Source organism: Desulfovibrio desulfuricans (assembly GCF_004801255.1).
In the GTDB taxonomy this organism is placed as follows: domain Bacteria; phylum Desulfobacterota; class Desulfovibrionia; order Desulfovibrionales; family Desulfovibrionaceae; genus Desulfovibrio; species Desulfovibrio desulfuricans_C.
In genome coordinates, this window is the sequence record NZ_CP036295.1 from 1,244,067 (window position 1) to 1,263,954 (window position 19,888).

Annotated in this window: 15 protein-coding genes and 2 tRNA genes; 11 read left to right on the forward strand and 6 right to left on the reverse strand. The window is 54.8% G+C overall.

Going from position 1 to position 19,888, the window contains the following annotated elements; all coding sequences use genetic code 11:
- Positions 1-7: 7 nt before the first annotated feature.
- The 5 genes from DDIC_RS05230 to DDIC_RS05250 all read right to left on the reverse strand — a co-directional run bounded on the left by DDIC_RS05230 (position 8) and on the right by DDIC_RS05250 (position 8,262).
- Entirely contained in the window at positions 8-1,966 is a 1,959-nt protein-coding gene (locus tag DDIC_RS05230) for a molybdopterin biosynthesis protein (RefSeq protein WP_136399463.1), read from the reverse strand.
- Between the two features lie 36 nt (positions 1,967-2,002).
- Entirely contained in the window at positions 2,003-3,286 is a 1,284-nt protein-coding gene (locus DDIC_RS05235; RefSeq protein ID WP_136399464.1) for a molybdopterin molybdotransferase MoeA, read from the reverse strand.
- Positions 3,287-3,502: 216 nt separating this feature from the next.
- On the reverse strand, positions 3,503-6,574 hold the full coding sequence (locus DDIC_RS05240) for an efflux RND transporter permease subunit (RefSeq protein WP_136399465.1): 3,072 nt from the start codon (positions 6,572-6,574) through the stop codon (positions 3,503-3,505).
- Complete coding sequence (locus DDIC_RS05245; protein ID WP_136399466.1) at positions 6,561-7,634, reverse strand: efflux RND transporter periplasmic adaptor subunit; 1,074 nt, start codon at positions 7,632-7,634, stop codon at positions 6,561-6,563. The genes DDIC_RS05240 and DDIC_RS05245 overlap by 14 nt, the downstream gene beginning before the upstream one ends.
- Positions 7,635-7,638: 4 nt before the next feature.
- Positions 7,639-8,262: a TetR/AcrR family transcriptional regulator gene (locus DDIC_RS05250; RefSeq protein WP_168732474.1), complete on the reverse strand. Its 624-nt coding sequence runs from the start codon at positions 8,260-8,262 to the stop codon at positions 7,639-7,641.
- A 345-nt stretch (positions 8,263-8,607) separates the two neighbouring features.
- Here DDIC_RS05250 and DDIC_RS05255 point away from each other — a divergent pair, with 345 nt between their 5' ends.
- Positions 8,608-9,867 (forward strand): hypothetical protein, encoded by a 1,260-nt coding sequence (locus DDIC_RS05255; protein ID WP_136399468.1) that lies wholly within the window; start codon positions 8,608-8,610, stop codon positions 9,865-9,867.
- A 105-nt stretch (positions 9,868-9,972) separates the two neighbouring features.
- Here DDIC_RS05255 and DDIC_RS05260 read toward each other — a convergent pair.
- Positions 9,973-10,048: transfer RNA gene (locus DDIC_RS05260), tRNA-Lys, on the reverse strand.
- 366 nt (positions 10,049-10,414) lie between these two features.
- Here DDIC_RS05260 and DDIC_RS05265 point away from each other — a divergent pair.
- The 10 genes from DDIC_RS05265 (at position 10,415) to DDIC_RS05310 (ending at position 19,857) form a co-directional block, all read left to right on the forward strand.
- Positions 10,415-10,501 (forward strand) — tRNA-Leu (locus DDIC_RS05265).
- A gap of 172 nt (positions 10,502-10,673) precedes the next feature.
- A complete protein-coding gene (locus DDIC_RS05270) occupies positions 10,674-11,882 on the forward strand; it encodes a tyrosine-type recombinase/integrase (protein ID WP_136399469.1) in 1,209 nt (402 codons plus the stop codon).
- Between the two features lie 110 nt (positions 11,883-11,992).
- On the forward strand, positions 11,993-13,138 hold the full coding sequence (locus tag DDIC_RS05275) for a hypothetical protein (RefSeq protein WP_136399470.1): 1,146 nt from the start codon (positions 11,993-11,995) through the stop codon (positions 13,136-13,138).
- A gap of 258 nt (positions 13,139-13,396) precedes the next feature.
- Entirely contained in the window at positions 13,397-13,573 is a 177-nt protein-coding gene (locus DDIC_RS14140; RefSeq protein WP_432612329.1) for a helix-turn-helix transcriptional regulator, read from the forward strand.
- Between the two features lie 161 nt (positions 13,574-13,734).
- The gene (locus tag DDIC_RS05285; RefSeq protein ID WP_168732475.1) at positions 13,735-14,940 is read left to right on the forward strand and encodes an AAA family ATPase; all 1,206 of its coding nucleotides are present in this window, start codon (positions 13,735-13,737) and stop codon (positions 14,938-14,940) included.
- On the forward strand, positions 14,933-16,045 hold the full coding sequence (locus DDIC_RS05290; RefSeq protein ID WP_136399473.1) for a CHC2 zinc finger domain-containing protein: 1,113 nt from the start codon (positions 14,933-14,935) through the stop codon (positions 16,043-16,045). Before DDIC_RS05285 ends, DDIC_RS05290 begins: the two co-directional genes overlap by 8 nt.
- A 10-nt stretch (positions 16,046-16,055) precedes the next feature.
- Entirely contained in the window at positions 16,056-16,493 is a 438-nt protein-coding gene (locus DDIC_RS05295) for a hypothetical protein (RefSeq protein ID WP_136399474.1), read from the forward strand.
- Between the two features lie 60 nt (positions 16,494-16,553).
- Positions 16,554-17,045, forward strand: coding sequence for an ERCC4 domain-containing protein (locus DDIC_RS05300; RefSeq protein WP_136399475.1), 492 nt, complete (start codon positions 16,554-16,556; stop codon positions 17,043-17,045).
- Positions 17,042-17,848 carry a phosphoadenosine phosphosulfate reductase family protein gene (locus DDIC_RS05305; protein ID WP_136399476.1) on the forward strand — a complete coding sequence of 269 codons (807 nt, stop codon included), beginning with the start codon at positions 17,042-17,044 and terminating at the stop codon, positions 17,846-17,848. The genes DDIC_RS05300 and DDIC_RS05305 overlap by 4 nt, the downstream gene beginning before the upstream one ends.
- Before the next feature lie 677 nt (positions 17,849-18,525).
- A complete protein-coding gene (locus DDIC_RS05310) occupies positions 18,526-19,857 on the forward strand; it encodes a flagellar basal body-associated FliL family protein (protein WP_136399477.1) in 1,332 nt (443 codons plus the stop codon).
- Positions 19,858-19,888 lie beyond the last annotated feature (31 nt).

Sequence of the window (19,888 nt, forward strand, 5' to 3'; positions counted from 1 at the left end):
TCGCAGGCTATTTGCCCGCATACTCCCAGATAATCTGTCCCGTCTTTTTTGTACCGTAGCCGCCCATGCCTTCAACCGTGCGGCGAAAGGCCTCGCCGCGTATAACGTCCAGCAGCGCCTGCACGGCATCTGTATCAAAAAAACGGCGGGGAATGACCAGATCGTATTCCTCAACACCAATGGGCATGAAGGGCAGCCCCAGCGCATTGGCCGCAGCCCGTACAGCAAGACCGGCATCCACCCGGCCCGAAAGCACCGCCGCGGCCACGTTCATGTGGGTATATTCCTCATCGCGGTAGCCGCTGATGCGCGCAGGCGCAATGTCAAGGCAGCTCAGGCGGTAGTCGAGCAGCACGCGGGTTCCGCTGCCGCGCTGGCGGTTGATAAAACGCACGCCAGGTCTGGCAAGATCTTCAATGGTTTTGATCTCAAGGGGATTGCCCGGCGCGGTCAATATGCCCTGCTCCCTGTCCACAAGGCGCAGCAGCACCATGGGTTCGACCAGGTTATCCTCGATGGCCTTGCGGTTATAAACGCCGCTCGCAGGGTCGAGCAGGTGGCTGCCCGCCAGGTGGCACTGCCCGTGCTTGAGGGCCATCAGCCCGCCCAGCGAACCCACATGGGCCGAGGTAAGGCGAAATTGCGGGTGCGCCTTGCGCAGCATGCTGTCCAGCAGGTCAAGCGTGTTGTCGTGACTGCCGATGGCCAGCAACGCGCCCGCAAGGGCCGTGGCCGGGCGCAGCAGCTCAACGGTAACGGGCTCGCCTGCATTGCAGCCCTCGCTGTCGCGCGGGATACGTATAATGCCGTCGGCGCGGCTGAGGCTGGTTATGGTGCCTGCGCCGCGCGGCAGCGGCACGGCCACGACCGTATCGCCCACGCAGCCCAGCTTGACCCGCAGCCTTTCCTCCATGCCGGGGCGCGAGGGCAGGGGATTGCAGGGCACGGCGGTTATTTTTTGCCGCTCGCTGACGCAGCGCTTTTGCCACAGGGCCAGCAGGGGCAGCACAAATTCCTCCATGGATATGCCGGCCGATACCGGGTACCCCGGCACTCCCACCACCGGCTTGCCGTCAACCACCGCCAGCACTGTCGGTTTGCCCGGCATAACCGAAATGCCGTGCGTGACGACCGTGCCCATCCCCTCAAGCACATGGGCCGTAAAGTCGTGACTGCCCGCCGATGACCCGGCATTGAGAATAACCATGTCAGCGGTGGTAATGGCGCTGGCTATGGCGGCGCGGATGGCCTCAGGATCGTCGGGAACCACCGGCAGGGTAGAGGCTTCGCCGCCCGCCTCTGCGATCATGGCCGAAAAAATCAGCGAGTTGAATTCGGGCAGCACGCGGCCTGCGCGCAGGTCTTCATCGCGGGCGTCGGCCAGGGGCACAATTTCCGAGCCGCTGGGGATAATGGAAACGCGGGGCCGCCGGAACACGGGCACTTCAAGCGCGCCGCCCGCCGCCAGAGCGCCAAGGTCGTAAGGGCCTATGCAGGTGCCGGGGGGCAGGATGATCTCTGTGGCCACCATGTCCTCGCCCATTTTGCGCACATGCTGCCAGGGAAAGGCGGCCTTTTCGATAACGGCCCACTGCGCCTCGCCGTGTGCCGCCTGCGCTGTCTCGGTGTTGACGTTTTCCATCATGACTACGGCATTGCAACCCACGGGCAGAGGATGCCCCGTGTTGATCCAGTAAGCCTGTTCGCCGATCTTGAGCCGCAGCGGTGTGCGGGCCGAGGCGGTGAAGGTGTCCTCGGCCTGCACGGCAATGCCGTCCATGGCCGCGCCGTGAAATGCCGGCGACGAGCGCAGGGCCGCCACAGGTCTGCTGAGTACGCGTCGCAGGGCCTGCGCCAGCGGGACGCGCTCTTCCCCCAGGGCAAAGGCGCTGGCGTCAAGGCACGCATACCAGTTGGCGCGTGCCTGTTCCGGGGACAGCAAAGTAAGATATGTATTGCGCTTCACGTTGTATCTCCCTGCTAATGGCTCATTGCGGCCTTTTTAGCGAAAAAGTTCCACAAGGACGGTATCCCCCGCGTCGTAGCCTTCGCGGTTCTCCGGGCAGACCATAAGACCGTCGGCTGCGGCGATGCCTGATATAAGGCCCGATGCGCCCATGATGGGCTCGGCCTCGTACAGCGGCTGCAGGGCCGTGCCTGCCTGCGGGCGTACGCTTTGCTGGCAGGGCAGGGGGCGCAGCCTGACGCGCAGATAGTCGCGTCGGCCCTGGGCCGAGGCAACGGAACGCGTCAGCACTGCCGGAACCTGCGGCGGTTTTGTATCGCCCGCGCAGCCCTGCAGGTGCTCCAGCAGGGGCGTGAGAAAAACCCGGGCGCAGACAAGCGCGCTTGCGACGTGACCGGGCAGGCCTACCAGACAGACATGGCGACCGCCCAGATTGGCCCTGGCCAGAATAAAGGGCTTGCCGGGGCTGATGGCCACCCCATGCACAAGCAGCTCGGATTGGGGAAGGGATTCAAAAATTTCCACGGTGTGGTCGCGCATGCCAGCGGAGGAACCGCCGGAAACCACAACTACGTCGTGCTGTTTCGCAAGATCTGCGACGGCCGTTTTAAGCCTTTGGGCATCATCGTTGACGATGCCTGCGCGCAGGGCTTTTGCCCCGGCCTCGCGGCACAGGGCGGCAATGCTGTGGGCGTTGATGTCGCGTATTTTGCCCGGCGGCGGTGTTTCGCAACTGGGCACGATTTCGTCGCCAGTGGAGAGCACGGCAACCAGCGGGTTGCGGCGTACCACCACATCCACAACGCCAAAAGCGGCCAGCAGGCCGATGTCCTGCGGACGCAGACGCCGTCCTGCCTGCAACAGGCTGGTTCCGGCCTCGGCATCGTCGTTGTGAAAAATCACGTTGTCGCCAGGGGCCTGGCTGCGGATAATTTCAACAAGGTTGCCCCCGGCTGGGCGGGAGTATTCGACCATGACAACGCAGTCCGCCCCACGGGGCAGCATGCCCCCGGTAAGAATGCGCGCGGTCTGCCCCTCCGCAAGGCTCGCGTCCGGCACTTCGCCCATGCGGCAGTCGGCCACGCATTCGACCAGCGCGGGGTTGCCCTCCTGCGCGCCAAAAACGTCGCGTGCGCGGCAGGCAAAACCGTCAACGGTCGAGCGGTCAAAACCGGGCAGGTCTTCCGTTGCCGAAAAGCCGAAGGCAAGACAACGCCCAAGGGCATCATCCAGAGGGATGCGCTCTTCATCCAGAAGGGGAACGGCCCGAATATGTTCAAGTACGGACTCTACTGATTGCAGCGTCAAAAAAGGCTTCACCCGGCCCTCCGGTTGATGTGCGCGACGGTACTAAACTGCGTGATATTGGCCCAAACCAGAGCAAAGGGCAACATGATTGCGCAATGTTTGCTGCTGGATGGCTGCAAGCACACGCTGCGCTGCCGTATGCTGCGCAGGGCGGTATTTGTGCGGCGAGGTCTAGGTGCGTCAGCAGACCTGGGGGTATCAGGTCTGCTGACGCTATGCGCCAAAGCGTCAGGCAGGGCTGGAAGGTTCTGCCTGCGCATCCGGCGCTGGTTCAGTGATTTTAAACAACAGCACATAACAGGCGGGTAAAAACAGCAGTGTCAGCACGGTTGCCGTTGCCAGCCCGCCCATGATCGCGTTGGCCATGGGGCCCCAGAAAACGGTCGGGGCGATGGGCAGCATGCCCAGAATGGCCGCCACCGCCGTGAGCATGATAGGCCTGAATCGTATGGTCGCCGCCGCCTTGACGGCATCCCAGTCAGACAGGCCCGATTTTTTTTCGCAGTCGATCTGGTGCACAAGAATGACCGAATTTCTGATGATCATGCCGATGAGCGCCACAACCCCCAGCAGCGCCACAAATCCCATGGGCTGATGGGTGAGCAGCAGCCCCAGCACAACCCCGATAACCCCCAGCGGCGCAACGCAGATAACAAGCAGAAGATGGGTGAAGTTTTCAAGCTGGATTATCAGCACGGTAAGCATGAGTAAAACCATGAGGGGGATTGCCGCCGCCACCGAGGCCTGCGACTTGGCGCTTTCTTCCACAGAGCCGCCGGTTTCGATGCGATAGCCCGCAGGCAGGCTGCGCCGCAGCGCGTCCATGTCTTTTTGCAGGGCCTCCACAATACTGTCAGGCATGACGTCTTTTTTTACATCGGCCTGAACGGTCATGGTGGGCATTCTGTCCCTGCGCCATATCAACGGGTACCCCTGGGCGTACTCGATATCAGCCACCACGCCCAGCGGCACGGACCGGCCGTCGGGCAGGGGCATGTCGAGCATCTGCAGGTCCTCAACCGTCGTGCGCTCCTTGTCCCTTGCGCGCAGCACGACATCAACAAGGTATATTCCGTCCCTGACCTGCGTCGCGGTGACGCCGGACACCGTCGAATAGAGCGTCTGGGCGACGGCGGCGGAGGACAACCCCAGGCGCCGGGCTTCGTCCTGACGTACCCGGAGGCGTATTTTGCGCTCCGGCTCTCCCCAGTTGGTATTGATATTGTGCAAAACAGGCGAAGTGCCCATGAGCGCGGCCACTTCAGCCGCGTACTTTTGCACCTGCGTCATGTCTTTGCCCGACACCCTGTACTGCACGGGCCACCCCACAGGCGGGCCCAGCTCCATGGCGTAGGCTCGGCCCACCAGCTCGGGAAAATCATGGTCGAGCGCCGCCTGCAGGCGCTCCTGCACCTGCTCGCGTTCTTTGGGCCCTTTGGTGACAACAACGGTCTGGGCAAAAAAGTTGTTCTGCAGCTGCTCGTCCAGCGGTAGATAAAAACGTATCGCGCCTCGCCCCACATACGAGCTCCAGTGGTCTACGCCAGGGTCAGCGGCCAGGATGGCGTCAAAACGCTGCGAGATGCGGTTTGTCTCCCTGATGGAGCTGCCCTGCCGCAACGTCATGTCCACCATAAGTTCCGGCCGCTCTGACGAGGGAAAAAACTGCTTTGGCACAAGGGGTAGTGCCGCAAGCGCCAGCACAAAGGCAAGCAGCGTCGCGCCCACCATCTTTTTGGGATGGCGCATGGCCCACAAAAGAGCGCGGTGGAAAAGCTCGGCGGTTTTTTCGGCCCGTGCGCTGTGCGCCTGCAGATGCTCCTTAAGCACCTTTACGCCGATAAGCGGCGCAAACAGCACCGCCACAAACCACGAGACAATCAGGGCCATGCACACCACGGCGAAAAGGGAAAACGTATATTCCCCTGCGGAACTTTTTGCCAGCCCGATGGGGATAAAGCCCAAAATGGTCACAAGCGTGCCCGTCAGCATGGGAAAAGCCGTGGAGGTGTAGGCAAATGTGGCGGCCCTGGTCTTGGTCCAGCCTTCTTCAAGCTTTGAGACCATGCTTTCAACGGTAATCATGGCGTCGTCAACTAGCAGGCCCAGGGCAATGATCAGCGCCCCCAGCGAGACGCGCTGCAGGTCGATGCCGCAGACATCCATGCCGACAAAAACAAAGGCCAGCACAAAGGGGATGGAAAACGCCACCACAGCCCCCGCCCGCGCTCCTAAGCTCAAAAAACTGATGCCAAGCACGATCAGTATGGCCTCAATCAGGGCCTCCATAAATTCGTTAACCGCATCGTGAACGACCGCAGGCTGGTTGGCCACCAGGTGGGCTTCTATGCCCAGCGGCAGCGTTGCGCACAGCTCTGTCACAGCTGTGTTGATGTTTTTTTCGAGCAGCAGCACGTCGCCGCCCTTGCGCATGGATACGGCAAGCCCCACGGCGTCATGCCCGTTGAAGCGAAAAAGCGGCTGCGGCGGGTCGATGTAGCTGCGGCGGACGTCGGCTATGTCGCCAAGGCGCACCTTTTTGTCCCCGGCATACAGCGTGACGTTCGCCAGCTGCTCGGCGGAAACGAATTTGCCCGTGGGTTCAAGAACAATCTGTTCCTTGCCCGTGTCTACTGCGCCCGAGGGCGTCAGCGCATTTTGCCTGCTGAGGGCGGCAATAATCGCTTCGCGGCTGATGCCCAGCGTGGCCAGCTGGTGCGGCGAAAATTCCACATAATAAGCCTCGTCCTGCTCGCCGATGGTGGTCGCCTTGGCAACGTCCTGCACATGCAGCAGCTCGCTGCGGATATCTTCAACATAGTCCTTCAGCTCGCGATGCGTGAAGCCGTCGGCGGTAAAGGCGTAGATGATGCCGTAGGTGTCGCCAAATTCGTCATCAAAAAAAGGTCCCTGCGTCTCGGAGGGCATATCCTGCCGGATGTCACCCACTTTTTTGCGCACCTGATACCAGATGTCGGGCACGTCCTTTTTGGGCGTGCCCGAAAGCAGCTCAATGAAAATTGTGGTTTCGCCGGGCAGGGTATAGCTCTTGAGGTAATCGAGGGATGGCGTCTCCTGCAGCTTTTTTTCAATGCGGTCAGTAAGTTGCAGCATGGTCTCTTCAATGGTTGCGCCCGGCAGGTACGCGCGGACGACCATTGTTTTGACCGTAAACTCGGGGTCCTCGTTCTGCCCCAGCTGAAAGTACGAGCGCACGCCGGCTACAACAACCAGCACCATAAAAAAGACCATCAGCACCTGATGGCTGAGCGCCCACTCTGACAGGTTAATGCGCTTCATCGCTCGCCGCTTCCTTGATTCTTTGCCCTTGCCTGAGGGCCTGCCCCCCAGCGGTCACGATCTTTTCGCCAGCCTCCAGCCCTTTTGCCACAATAACGGCGTCGGTAGTGTATTGGCTTACCTCAATGGGTCTTGCCGTTACGCTGCTTGAGGAAGCGTCGATCACCCATACCGAGGGTTGCCCATCGTGCAGCAGCACGGCGGCGGAGGGGATGCGGATAACCTTGTCTTCCGGCAACAGGATGCGGCCGACCACAGTTGCGCCCAGGGGCATCTGCACTGGTTGTGCAACTATGGCTTTTGTCTGGTAGGTGCGCGTGGCTGAGTCGGCTTCTGGAGAAATTTCATAGATGGTCGCCTCTGAGCAGACGTTATGCAGTCTGTCCAGGCACACTTCCATTGCTCGGCCAGGCAGCAACGAGCCAAGGAGGCTCTCGGGCATATCAAACACAGCGTCGTAGGCGTTGTTTTCGGCTATTTTAAACACGGGCTGCCCCGCGTTAACAACTTCGCCGCTTTCAGCAAACTTGTTGACCACAAGGCCGTCGCTCTCCGAGGTCAGCACTGTGTACATCAGCTGTTCTTCCGCAGTATGCTGACGCGATTTTGCAGCCTCAAGCTGCGCTGTCGTCGCCTTGAACTGCCGTGTGGTGGCCTCGTGCTCCCTTTTGGACACGGCATGCGCGGAGAGCAGGTTTGCCACGCGCAGCGCCTGTTTTCTGTCCTGCTCCAGAGTTGCCTGCGCGGCCGCCACATCAGCCTTTGCAGAGGTGAGCGAATCTTTTACCACCGTGTCGTCAAGCCGGGCCAGCACCGTGCCAACAGTAACCGTATCGCCTACCGACACGTAACGCTCGGCAATCTTGCCGGAAATACGAAATGCGGCATTGACGTATTTGTGCGCGGCGATTTGCCCTGTCAGCTGCGTTGGCTTTTGCCCGTACCCCAGCGCCACAACCATGGATTTGACAGGGCGCGGTTGGTCGCCCTTGGACGAGTCCTGGCAGCCGACGGCGGCCAGGCAAAGTAAGATCAGCAATACAATAGCAGCATGGCGCATAAAATTAAGGCTCCTCAAGGCTGTCCTTGCCGGGCTTTTGCAGCAGTGAATCGAGAATGGCTGGTATGATGGTGTCGGCTGCTTCTGTGCCGGGTACGACGGATTCGAGCACGAGGCCCTGCCACAGGGCCATCAGCGCAAGCGCCATCTGCTTTAACGGTATGGCCGGTTTGCGTCCCAGGCAGTCCGCCAGTTTGCCAAGAGACAGGGAGAGCCTGCCGCGCCAGCGCTCTGAGTTGGCGGCATACATGTCGTTGAAATGGTCGTTGTGTCTGGCGTACAGGGCAAATTCCAGCGTAAGGTTGGAGAGAATCTGATCGCTCTGTACTTCCTTGAGCCAGTCCGCAATCTCTCTGGCCATGGTTTGAGGATCCTCTGGGTTTTGCGAGGCAATAAGCTCGTCGAGGGAGGCAAACAGACGAACCGTATGGATTTCGAGCACTTCCATCAACAACTCGTCCTTGTTGCCAAAGTTGGAATAGAACGCCCCCAGCGTGTACCCGGCCGTTACGCATATGCGGCGGATGGATGCCTCATAGATGCCCACCCGCAACAGCTCCTGCTCTGCCGCGTTGATCAGCGCTTGGCGCGTCTGCTGTCGGCTTTCCTGCCGTGTAAGTCTCTGCATGCGTCCCTCCCGTAACCCGGATGTTGCCCATGGCTGACCTCTTACCAAATTCAGATAGCACTTGCAATCCAGATTGCACGTGATATTTGAATTTGGTAGAAAATACCTGTCGCCAAGATAATCAGGTGGAGTGCTGCACCCAGTTTTGGTTAAAAACAATAAAATCAGCATGATGATAATTTTTACATAGCAGCGCCTGCAGGTCAGACATGACTGATCTGGCCTGCAAGGCCTGTTGCCCCGCCTTGCAGCATGTGTGAAATGCCCTGTACGCTGCCAGACAGGGCTGCAATGCCAGCTATGCAAAAGATGATTATACCATGCGAATATTACAGGAGTTTATATATGTGGTCAGTAAAAAAACGGATGGAAATAGTAACAAGGTATTTTGCATCGCTCTTCGGGGCTGTTTCTTTTCAGGAAAATGGAGAAAACGCTGATAGTAATTTTAGTAAGGGCAGCAGCAGTATTAAAGTTAATATATTTAAAAAAGATGAAGGCTCGTACTATATAAACAGGGCAATCAGCTTTACCCAGGAAGAACAGGAAATCATAAAATGTATTTCAAAAGAAATGCGCAAACTCTTTGCACAACATCTGCTTCCGCACTACGCCAACATCTGCTTGCCGCAAGCGCAATTGCTCGGCATTTCAAAGGCAATTTCGCCTTCAAACTACAAAACAGTATTAACAGTGCTGAATATTCTGGAAGAATTTTCTACGCAGACCTATGAAGGGCAAAGAATTACGTTTTCTGTAGGCATTGATGAAACAGTTACGTTTATGGGCAACAACCTGTCTGATGTGTGCAGGCACGATTTTTCGCGTGTGCTGACATCTGACTGCAATTCCTTGCTGGTCTGCAGCAGGCAGGGGGGGATTGTTGATCATTTATCGCCGGTTAACAGCTGCGATATGGAAGACTACTTTGCGCCGCTGGAGTATCTGCCCATTGCCGCCTGGTCTTCACAGGGTAAATACGTATTTTGTCTCAATGATAACGGCGAAATATTGGTATTCAAAAACAGGTGTCTGATTTTTGCGAAACGCCGGGGGCAGTGGTGCTACTTTTCGCACCAGATATATACTTCAACATTCAATCCCGCTCCAATTTTGCTCAAGGTGCTTGACGTGGCCGAGGTCCCCTTTGAAATATTCAAATCAATATACGTCAGCGTGATAGACGCTTCATTTCGGCGCAAGGGGGCGTGCATCGGCGTGATAAAAAAAAGCGCCGTCTACGACGGCGACGGTATCAGGGATTGTATGGATTTTGTTTCTGAATCAGACATCCTCGAAAAAAAGAAAAACGAAAAAACAAAGCTTCTTAATTCTATTGTGGGCGGCAAAAAATTTAATGAGCTATCGCGGCAGTTGCGTCAGGAAATACTGGCAATGGATGGCGCGACAATCATCTTTGAAGACGGAACAATATTTGCCGTGGGTGCGATACTAAAGATCAACTGCGGGTCTTCCGGCGGTGGACGGCGGGCGGCGGCATGCACCCTGTCAAAGTACGGCGTGGGGATCAAAGTCTCGAGCGACGGCAAGATTACCATCTGGTATGACCCTGACAGACCTGATTATTTTGAAGAGATTGGCTAGGTGGCGGCAAGTCGGTGGGTCTGCATGCGTGCGCGTGCGGTGGGCGGGCAGTCATGGCCCATATACGAAAAAAGGTTCGCGGATATACCGCGAACCTGAATTTTCTGGTGGGCCATCAGGGACTCGAACCCCGAACCAACTGATTAAGAGTCAGCTGCTCTACCAATTGAGCTAATGACCCGCAATGCGTGAAAAGGTGTTTACGCAAATGGGGGCTGGGTGTCAAGCGTAAATGAAAATTTTTATGTAATTCTTTTGTACGGCAGGCAGTTATAGCCATGGGCAAAACCTGGCTCGCAGCAAAATTGCCGCGCCGTGCGCGGGCTTGATTGTGTTGGCGCAACCTGGGCGGGGAGATGGGCGCGCCAGGGGCAGGGTGAGCGAGAGGGGACGGGTACCCCGTTGCCAGACCATGCGGTGTTGCCTGCCTGGGGCGGCGTGGTGAAGCCGGCAACCGATTCTGGGGCTTGACTAATCGTCGTGCCTTGGGCTACAAAGCCTCTCACACCAAGCATGCGACGCTGATTCGCAGTATGCTGGCCTGTCTGCCGGGATGGTGGAATTGGTAGACGCAGCGGACTCAAAATCCGCCGAGGGCAACCTCTTGCGAGTTCAAGTCTCGCTCCCGGTACCACAAAAAAGAATCATGAAGCCCCATAAAGTCTCAAAGACCTTGTGGGGCTTCACTTTTTTGGTAGTTGAATGTTTCAGGTAGTATCAGAAGGCCCGTTGACGTGTTACGAAAATGGGGGCAACAATAGGGGCATATTTCTGGCTTGCCCCTCATTATATCAGGAGTTGCCCCTATGAGTCTGACAGATGCCGCCATACGAGCCGCAAAGCCTGGCAACAAGACTATCAAGGTTTTTGACGGAGGCGGGCTTTACCTTGAAGTTGCCCCAAGTGGTGGGCGATGGTGGAGACTGAAATACCGCTTTGCAGGGAAAGAGCGCCGGATCAGTCTTGGCGTGTACCCAGCCGTTGGCCTGCGTGAAGCCCGAAAACGCCGTGACGATGCCAAGGAGCTATTGGCCCAAGGCATTGACCCAAGCGCCCACAAGCAGGCGGAAAAAGAGGCTGTAAAGCGCCAACAGGAGTCAGCCGCACAGACCTTTAAAGCTGTGGCCTTGCAGTGGTGGGAAAGCTATGGCCCTACACTTGCCGAACGCACACGCGACCGTACACAACGCTATTTAGATCAAGACCTACTTCCCGCCTTGGGTGATAAGCCTGTGGCAAGCATTATGCCTGCCGACCTCCTGACCGTTGCCGCCCCGGCAGAAAAACGGGGTGCCTCAAATACTGCCCACAAAATAATGACCATTTGCAACCAGGTAATGCGGCACGCATATTTGTGCGGATTGACGCCCGTTAATGTGGCTGCTGGCCTGCGTGGTGCATTGCGTCCGCTCAAACACAAGCCCCGCCCGGCCATTGTCGAGAAAAAAGAGTTTGGCCGCTTGCTGCGCGATATTTGGGCCTATGAAGGATACCCGTCTGTGCAATGGTATTTGCGGATATTGCCATTCGTTGCGACCCGGCCCGGTGAATTGCGGCTTGCCAAATGGGGGGAGATTGATTTCTCGGAAAACGTGTGGCGACTTCCAGAAGGCCGAATGAAGATGCGCAAAGCTTGGGCCGTACCCCTTGCCCCGCAGGTGGTGAAGATGCTCCGAGCGTTGGAACAATTCTCTGGCGGTGATGCTGATGCCCCGCTTTTTCCGTCTGTGCGCTCAAAGTCTGCCGTCATTGTGGACGCCGCAGGAGGTGCCGCGCTGCGGGCTATGGGCTGGCAGCAAGAAACTGTGTGCCTGCATGGGCTGCGTTCGACCTTTTCGACGATAGCCAACGAAAGCGGGCAGTGGCGACCAGACGTTATAGAAGGCTGCCTTTCCCACACAGACCGCGACAGCGTGCGCCGCGTTTATAATCGCGCAACCTTTTGGGAAGAACGCCGGGCCTTGATGGAATGGTGGGCAGATTACCTGGACAGGTTGAAGGAAGACAAAGTTTAGCCACAAATTTCCTGCCCCTAGCTTTGGTCTGATCCACCAAGGCGAAGAGCCGTTCCCTTACGGCCTGGGGCGGGGAACTTTTTAAGGGAACAACTGAAGGGGGTGGTGGAATGAAAATATTGAGAAATTTCATTACAATAGAAGACCTTGAAAAACGATGGGGAATAGGAAAAAACGAAATAGTTCCTTTTGTTCATGGTATTGGGCATGATATTAACCTTTGGTATACACGTGAACCTAGATTATTGCCCAATGGAAAGCAAAGTGCAATCGTTAAAAGAGCACAATACACAAACGGTAGCATTGTAGATGCTGAAGAAGTATTATTTTTAGAATCTAAATATCCAGAGTTAATAAAAGATAAAACTATAGTAATTTGTAATAATGAAGATGAAGAAGAGCCAGAGGCTAAAAATAAAATAAACGACCTTTACCGGGACAATTTGTTTCTGGCAGTTGATTTAGATGATAAACTTTGTCCGCCCTGGGACGCTTTTTTTGCTAAGAGAGTATTTATCACCACGATACCGAAACCAGAAAGCGGAGACTATTATCCACCTGATGTTTTGATGCGTAGATATAAATTAAGCCCGGCTGAATTTATAGGATATCTTTCAATTCATGATGATTTATATCCATATGGGATAACATCAGATTTTTATAGTTCTGGCGTTGGCATCCCTGAAAAATTGGATATGCTAAAAGATATTTCCTTCCATTATTTAGAAATTCAGAAACATGAAAAAAGCATGGAAAAGTTCCACGAATATGATGCAGAATTTAACGAGCATATGAGATTCGTCATTCATGATGATAATTCACATAGTGCAGAGAATACAGAACAATCCGTTGATGACATAAAAATGCAACTCACAGAGGCCCGAGTGCAGATTGCGGCTCTGAATAAAGCCAACAGCCTATTAACTGAACAGAACCAGCACATGGCAGAAGAGCTTGCAAGCCTAGCCACAGATAGCGGCGAAGGCCAGCCAGCCTCGCGCACACACGCTGCCACCAAGTCAAGGCAAGAGAAGACCTTGAGCGCATGGAAGCCAGCCATTGACGCTATGATAAAGGTTGCCGTGCGCTGTGGTGAAAATGGGGCCGCCCTCCGGCAGCAACCTGACTTTAATGCCATGTTCAATGATATTGATGCCGAGCTTAATGACGCCCAGATGAATCTTTTCCGCAAGGCACTACCTGATGAACATATTGATCGTACGGGTGGTCCAAGAGGAAAGGTGACACCCTCCTGACAACGTGAGAATCGTTACACAGCAAGGCTTTTCTACACTTTGCATACCCCCCTGATGACGTGAAATACTCCTGAAAACAGTTCACGTTATCAATGGGGTATTTTACGGTCTCCGACCCGTCCGCCAACGTACCCACGTTATCAGCAGGGTTACAATAAAAATACCAGCCCCTTATCCTCTCACGTAGTTCAAAAAAAACTCGTGGGAGGATTTTTTATGTCCCAGCTAAATGGAAGGCGAATTCAATATGCAGGAGCTATGCGCGCAAAGTCCGCAGCCGCATTTCTCGACATTGGCGAATCAACCCTTTGGCGGTGGGTTAAAGAGGGAAAATTACCCAAAGGCATTCGACTTACCCCCAGAACGACTGTGTGGTTGCGTGAAGATCTTGAACAATTTTTGAATCAAGCGTTTCACGATCAGCGGGGTGTCTAGGATGGTGGATAAAAAACGAAAAAGCCCCTCAGCTTGGCGGCAGTGGGGGCTTATGAAAAGTGCAGCCTGGCAGCAGCACGATGCAAAGGGAACTTACTCTGCTCTAATCCCGTCCGTCAACGAGTATTCAGTGTTTGCCCTGCTGTTCAAGGGGGTGTTCAGTGAATAGTCCAAGCACCACAGCTACGCCAAACCTTCAAAACCAAATCGCCCATGCACAGGCGGCTTTTTTTAGCGAAGGGCTAGCAGAGCAGACGGAAGGGCAGCAGAAGCGCAAGTTCACCTTTCAAACTGCGGCTGACATCATTAACGCTCTCCAACAGATTGACGCGATAAAGGGAATTATTCCGTCCCGTGGCATCGTGGTTATCTATGGCCCTTCCGGTAGTGGGAAAAGCTTTCTGGCGGTCTATATGGCCTATGCCTTGGGCTATGGCTTGGCTTTCTTTGGCTTCAAGACGCAAGTTATGATCGTGGTTTACATAAACCTCGAAGGTAGTTTGAAAAAACGTCTTGAATCATTGCAGGCGGATAAAAAGCGCAACATTCCCGACAACATTCTGTTCGTTACTGAGCCATTCCATATCATTGAAGATATAGAGTCTTTAGCCGCAGATATTCCAGAAGGGGCTGTGGTTTTTATCGACACCATGAACGCCGCCTCCCCTGGCCTTGATGAAAATTCAAGCCGTGACATGGGCCTGATTCTGGAAGCTGCCAAAAAGCTGCAACAGATCACTAAGGGGCTGGTGGTTATTGTCCATCACAGCGGCAAAGATGCCTCTAAGGGCCTGCGCGGGCATTCTTCGTTGTATGCTGCAATGGATGCCGTCATTGAAGTGGGCCGCAATGGTGATTCTCGATACTGGCGTTTGGCAAAATCCAAAGAAGGGCGGGACGGGATACGTCGTGGCTTCCGTCTCAAGTCTGTAGGCTTGGGCTATGACGCAGACGGGGAACCTGTGACCTCTTGCGTGGTCGAGGAAGACAATACCCCCTTGCAGGAGGAAGAGAAGCCCCTGGCCCCCGCGCTTGCGTACTGTTTAGAGTCATTGCAACGCGCCTTGGTTGCAACTGGAAAAGACTGTGTTCACCTTGAGGAATGGAGGCCGCATTTCTACGAACGCCACACGGGTGATACTGACGGCGCGAAAAGAGCCGCTTTCAACCGTGATAAAAACAAGCTTGTACACCTTGGCAAGATAAGGGTTCAAAATGACAACTATTCTCTAAGCGTACCAGCGTACGAAAGCGTACAAAAGCGTACAGACGTACGCAGCCCCATCACCTCAAGTAGCGTACGTACCGTACCCCTTTCTTTAGAAAGGGTACGCAGTACGCAAGGGGAGGGGTACGCTTATGAATAGCATTCTGAGCTTTATTACTGCCATGAAACAGAAGTCCTCCCGCGAATGGTGCGGCGTATGCCCGATATGCGGGCAGACCAGGGAGGACGGGTTTATTGTCATACTGACTGCCGAAGGCCGGGCGCGTTATTTCTGCCGTAAGTGTATGGAAAGCGGCGACGATATCCAGCTAATGCAGAAAGTTCATGGCCTGTCCTACCGCGAGGCGTGTGAAGCCCTTGGGATTGAGCCAAAGCCCACGACCACCAGCTTGCTTTCTGCCCGGCGCGTACATGTCCGGCCCCGTCCGGCACACCCGGTACAAATGGCCTATGTGCCGCCCAAGCCAGAGCCAGCCGTCATGCCCTGCAAGGAATGGATGGGCAGCGCCGCCGCGTTTTTAGTTGAGTGCCAACGTGGGCTTGAAACTATCCCCGAAGCATTGCTTGCAATCTGCGGGCGCTTCCTGACCCCATACACGGCGCAAGATTGTGGCATAGGCTGGAACCCTGCTGATAGATATGTTTCTCGCGCTGCATGGGGGCTAGCTGACGAACAGGGCAAGGACGGAAAGCCCCGCACAAAGCTTTTGCTTCCTGCCGGGCTGGTGATCGCAACCCGCCGCCGCGCTGGTGTCGTGGCGCTTACGGTACGCTGTCTTGAAGAAGATCGGCAGACCAAAGGCCGCGCCAAGTATCGGCAGATACCCGGCTCAGCTAACGTGCCGTTTATCGCAGGCCGTGCCGGGCTTCCGTTGCTTCTGGTTGAATCCGCGCTTGATGCCGCTCTAGTCTGGCAAGAATCATTCGGGAAACTGGCCGCTGTAGCCCTTATGGGCAACATGAAGGGGCTGGACTCCGACACCCACGCTTTTATTCAGGCTGCCCCCTTGCTGCTGGCTTGCCCGGACAATGACGAAGGCGGGCAAGTTGCCTGGCAGAGATGGAGTGCAGCCTATCCACAAGCAATCCTTACCCCTGCCGTGGGCGCTAAAGACCTGGGCGACATGCACCGGGCCGCGCTGACATGGCCCATTAATCCCGACATTCCCAGCGTCATGGAGTGGGTACCCGGTGTTCTGGCCTTCGCTTCTCGCAACTCAACCACCTACGCGCTTGCCGCATAAGGGTATAGCCATGAAAAAACTTACCGCACTTGAAGCTATTCGCAAGTTCTGCCTGCAATGTCAGGGCGGCGTTTCCGCAAACGTGACCGAATGCCAATATGCCGCCTGCCCCTTTTACGCCTATCGCCTGGGCGTGGCCTTGCCCGCAGGTAAGCACCGCCCCTTGAAAACTATCCGCGCATACTGCGTTGAAGAATGCCAAGCCGGGAACCAAGGGCAGGTTGACGACTGCCAAGGTGACACCGCCGCCGCTGGCCCTTGTCCCGCCTTCCCGTTTCGCATGGGCAAAAGCCCGAATGTCACGGCAGGAACGCGAGAGAAACGCCGGGCTGCCAATTTCAGGCAAACAGCAGCGGGCAAAAATGTGCTGAGTTCAATTTCCACTCGGCACAGTAAGCCCTTTCAGGCCGCAGAATCGTCAAAAAGCACCCGGCCCGAAGTCGTGTGAGGGAGGGCAAAAAATGAACGCTCATTCTTATCAAAATCGGGGTTTCTTGGGGGTGACGGCATGCGCATAGTTCAGGACAGCCGAGAACAAACCCCCTATGCCTTCAATGCTCCGAAGTATGCGGGCGTTAGCGTGGAGGTCGGTACGCTGCAAACTGGTGACTATTCCTTGCACGGCCTGACTGACCGCATTGCCCTTGAGCGAAAGAGCCTTTCCGACCTGTGCGGAACACTCACGGCAGGACGGGAACGGTTTAAGCGCGAATGCGAGAGGGGCCGGGGGCTGGAATACTTCGGGCTGGTGATCGAGCCCAGCATGGACGATGTGCGCCGCCACAACTACCGCAGCGCCATGACACCGCAAAGCCTGCTGCAAACTCTGGCTGCGTGGTCGATTCGCTACGGCCTGCATATTCACTGGTGCGGGAGCCGTGAAGGTGGTGAGTACATGGTTCACAGCCTGCTAGAGAAGTTTTTGAAGGAACAGCAAACACGCCTAGCCGCGCTGGTTCGGGCGCATGGTGAAGGCACTGAGGGAGGTGAAGCCGCATGAATCAGCTTGAACGTGATGCCCTGGCAACGATTGAAAAAGCCCTGGCAGGGCATGACAGCCCGGCAATGTTCTGGAGCGGGGGCAAGGACAGCATAGTTGCCCTTCACCTGTTGCGGCAAGTTCATTCTTCCCCTGCCGTGATCTTCTGTGGGCATATCTACGGCAGCTCGTCTTGGCGTTGGAAATGGGCTTTGCAGGAGCTTACAGAGCAAAACCTGTGCGCCTTTTTCATGCCGCCCACCTGTTTTCAGCTTTGCCAGAACGGTGACGACTTCCTCTTGCTCGGTGCTTATGCCTTCAATGGGCAGCTTCTTTCAACAAGCGCATTCTTGCACTCAAAGGATAAGCGGGGCGATTCTGGCCCATTCACTTGCGCAAGGCATGAAATCTTGTCGGCACCATTGGCCCCACAAGGCCTAAAAGGCGCGTGGAATATGTTCGTTACGGGGCAAAGGTCAAGTGACATTCTGAAGTGCGCGTTTACGAGCGATATGAACCAAGGGGAGCCGTGGCAGGGTGACAGCATTGCTCCGGCTGGTGGCGGGGTGCGGGTTACTCCTCTCCTGCACTGGCAACGCTCGGACGTGTGGGACTACATACGGCGGCATGGGCTGAGGTATCAGCGGGAAAGGTATGAAGGCGGTTCGGCGGCAATGGACTTTGATAGCGGGCAAGCCTGTTGGGACTGCCTCGACACCCGGCATACAGGACAAACGGTTATTTGCCCCAAGACCGGGCAGGAAATGACGGTGAATATCCCTGACGGCGTGTATCAAGCCTCACTGGAAAGCCTGACCGCTTGAGCGGCTAGCGCCCTGTGTAACGGATCTTTTTAGGTGTCGTTTTGGGTGTCGCTTTCTAATCGTAGCCTAAACCTCGCGCGTGCGCGCGTATTGCGTCGCATCTTCGGCCCGAAAGGCGAGTGCTGGCAACCCTATTGTAGCAAGCCTCGCGCGCGTGCGCGTGCGCGTACTGCGCGGCATCGGTAAAACGCTAACTATTCCGAGCTTCATCCGAGCTTCGCTCTTGCTTCACCGTTGCTCATCCATTGTTCAACCTTTGTTCGCTTCGCCTTCGGTTCGGTATGCACGGCAAAGGGGAAGGCTACCTCGGCCCCCCAATTCCCCACAAACAACACGGCCCGGCGTAATCCCCACATGGAGAGGATTATTCCGGGCCATTTCTGTCTAAAATAGATTCAAATAGAATCCGCACGGTCTTAAAGCCAAACAGTCCCAAGATTTACCCCTCCCCCCCCCAGCTTCATAAAACCTCAGTCCTACTGGTTGAAAAAAGTTGAAATCGTGAGCTAGGGAAAACTTGTGTTTCTCTCATGGGGCCAATTCACGTGGTCGCAAGTGACGAGCTTCGCGGAAAGCATCCCCGTCCCGCAAACGACACTGGAAAGGGAACTCGATCCGTTGCCATGCACGCTTGATGCTGGTAGGCAAGAAGAAAAATTGATTGGGTGGGTGAGCGTATGGAGTATATATTAGTATGGATCGCCTGCGGATTTTTCGCCGCAACTGTTGCCTCAAGCAAAGGTCGTGGATTTGGGGGATGGTTTTTTCTTGGTTTGCTGTTTGGCCCAATAGCGTTACTTGCTGTCGGCTTTATGCCAAAAGAAGACACTGTCCAAACATCTCCACCAAGCTTACAGTTACAACACACCCGCAAATGCCCATTTTGTGCAGAAGATATCAAGATAGAAGCCATTGTGTGCAAACATTGTGGTCATGACGTTGAACCGTTAGATATATGCTTAAAGTGCAATACCCCAAAAGGGCTTGGCACGTGCGAAGTGTGTGATCAGGCTAGAATGTCCCTAGGTTACGATTCTGCAAAAAAAAGCGGGAACCCTGTCTGCAATGTTTGCCACTCTGCCCTTGGTGATGGACATTGCAAAGCGTGCATAAAAGAAAAGAACTATCAAATTGCACTACAAAAAAATCAAAAGGTATGTGAATCCTGTAGGGCCATATTGGGGCATGGAGACTGCGATAGATGCAAAAAATTTAAAATTGAAGAAGAGAACTCAGAAAAGAAAATTAAACTAATGAGCAATGTCTTATTGATTATCGTGGCATTGTTTGTCGTTTCTATTTTTGCGTTTGTTTTCTTTTTCAAAGAAACTCAAGACAAACAAGAAACTGCATCTGTCCCAGCTGAAGAAAAAATCGCATACGCTGAGCCTGTAACTATTGAAGCCGTCAGCGCGTATGAAAAATTGGCTGAGGGTGGTGACGTAAAGGCTCAGATAGCCCTAGGCAGGGCGTATATCTATGGAAATAAGCTTTTAACCAGCGATCTTAAAGACAGGGTGGCTAAAGGGTACGCTTGGTATAAAAAAGCCGCCGACCAGGGCAACAAAACTGCCCTCTATGAATATGGCAGAGCTTGCTATGAAGGTATGGATATAAAAAAGGACATTTCAGAAGGGGTGCTACTTCTGGAACAAAGCGCGGCACAAGGATATGCGCCTGCGATAAAATTTATAGACCAAATCAATGCACAAAAGTATATAGAACTTGGCGAGTTTAATGTTAAGCTGTCTGGGAAAAATAAGGATAGCTTCATTAGGGCGAGTTTTACGGCAGACTTGAACGAAGGTGTAATTCCAGTTGAAATAATTAAAGAGTCAAAAACAATTCACAATACAGTTACTGCACTGTTAAGAGAGAAAACATTAAAATCTCTTGAAGCACCGCAACAAAAATTAGCACTATCCAATGAGATATTAAAATCCATAAACAAAAAAATTGGTAAGGATGTCATAAAAGGCGTGCATTACACTGATCTACATTTTTACTAGCCCCCACCAAGCCCCGCGATTGCGGGGTTTT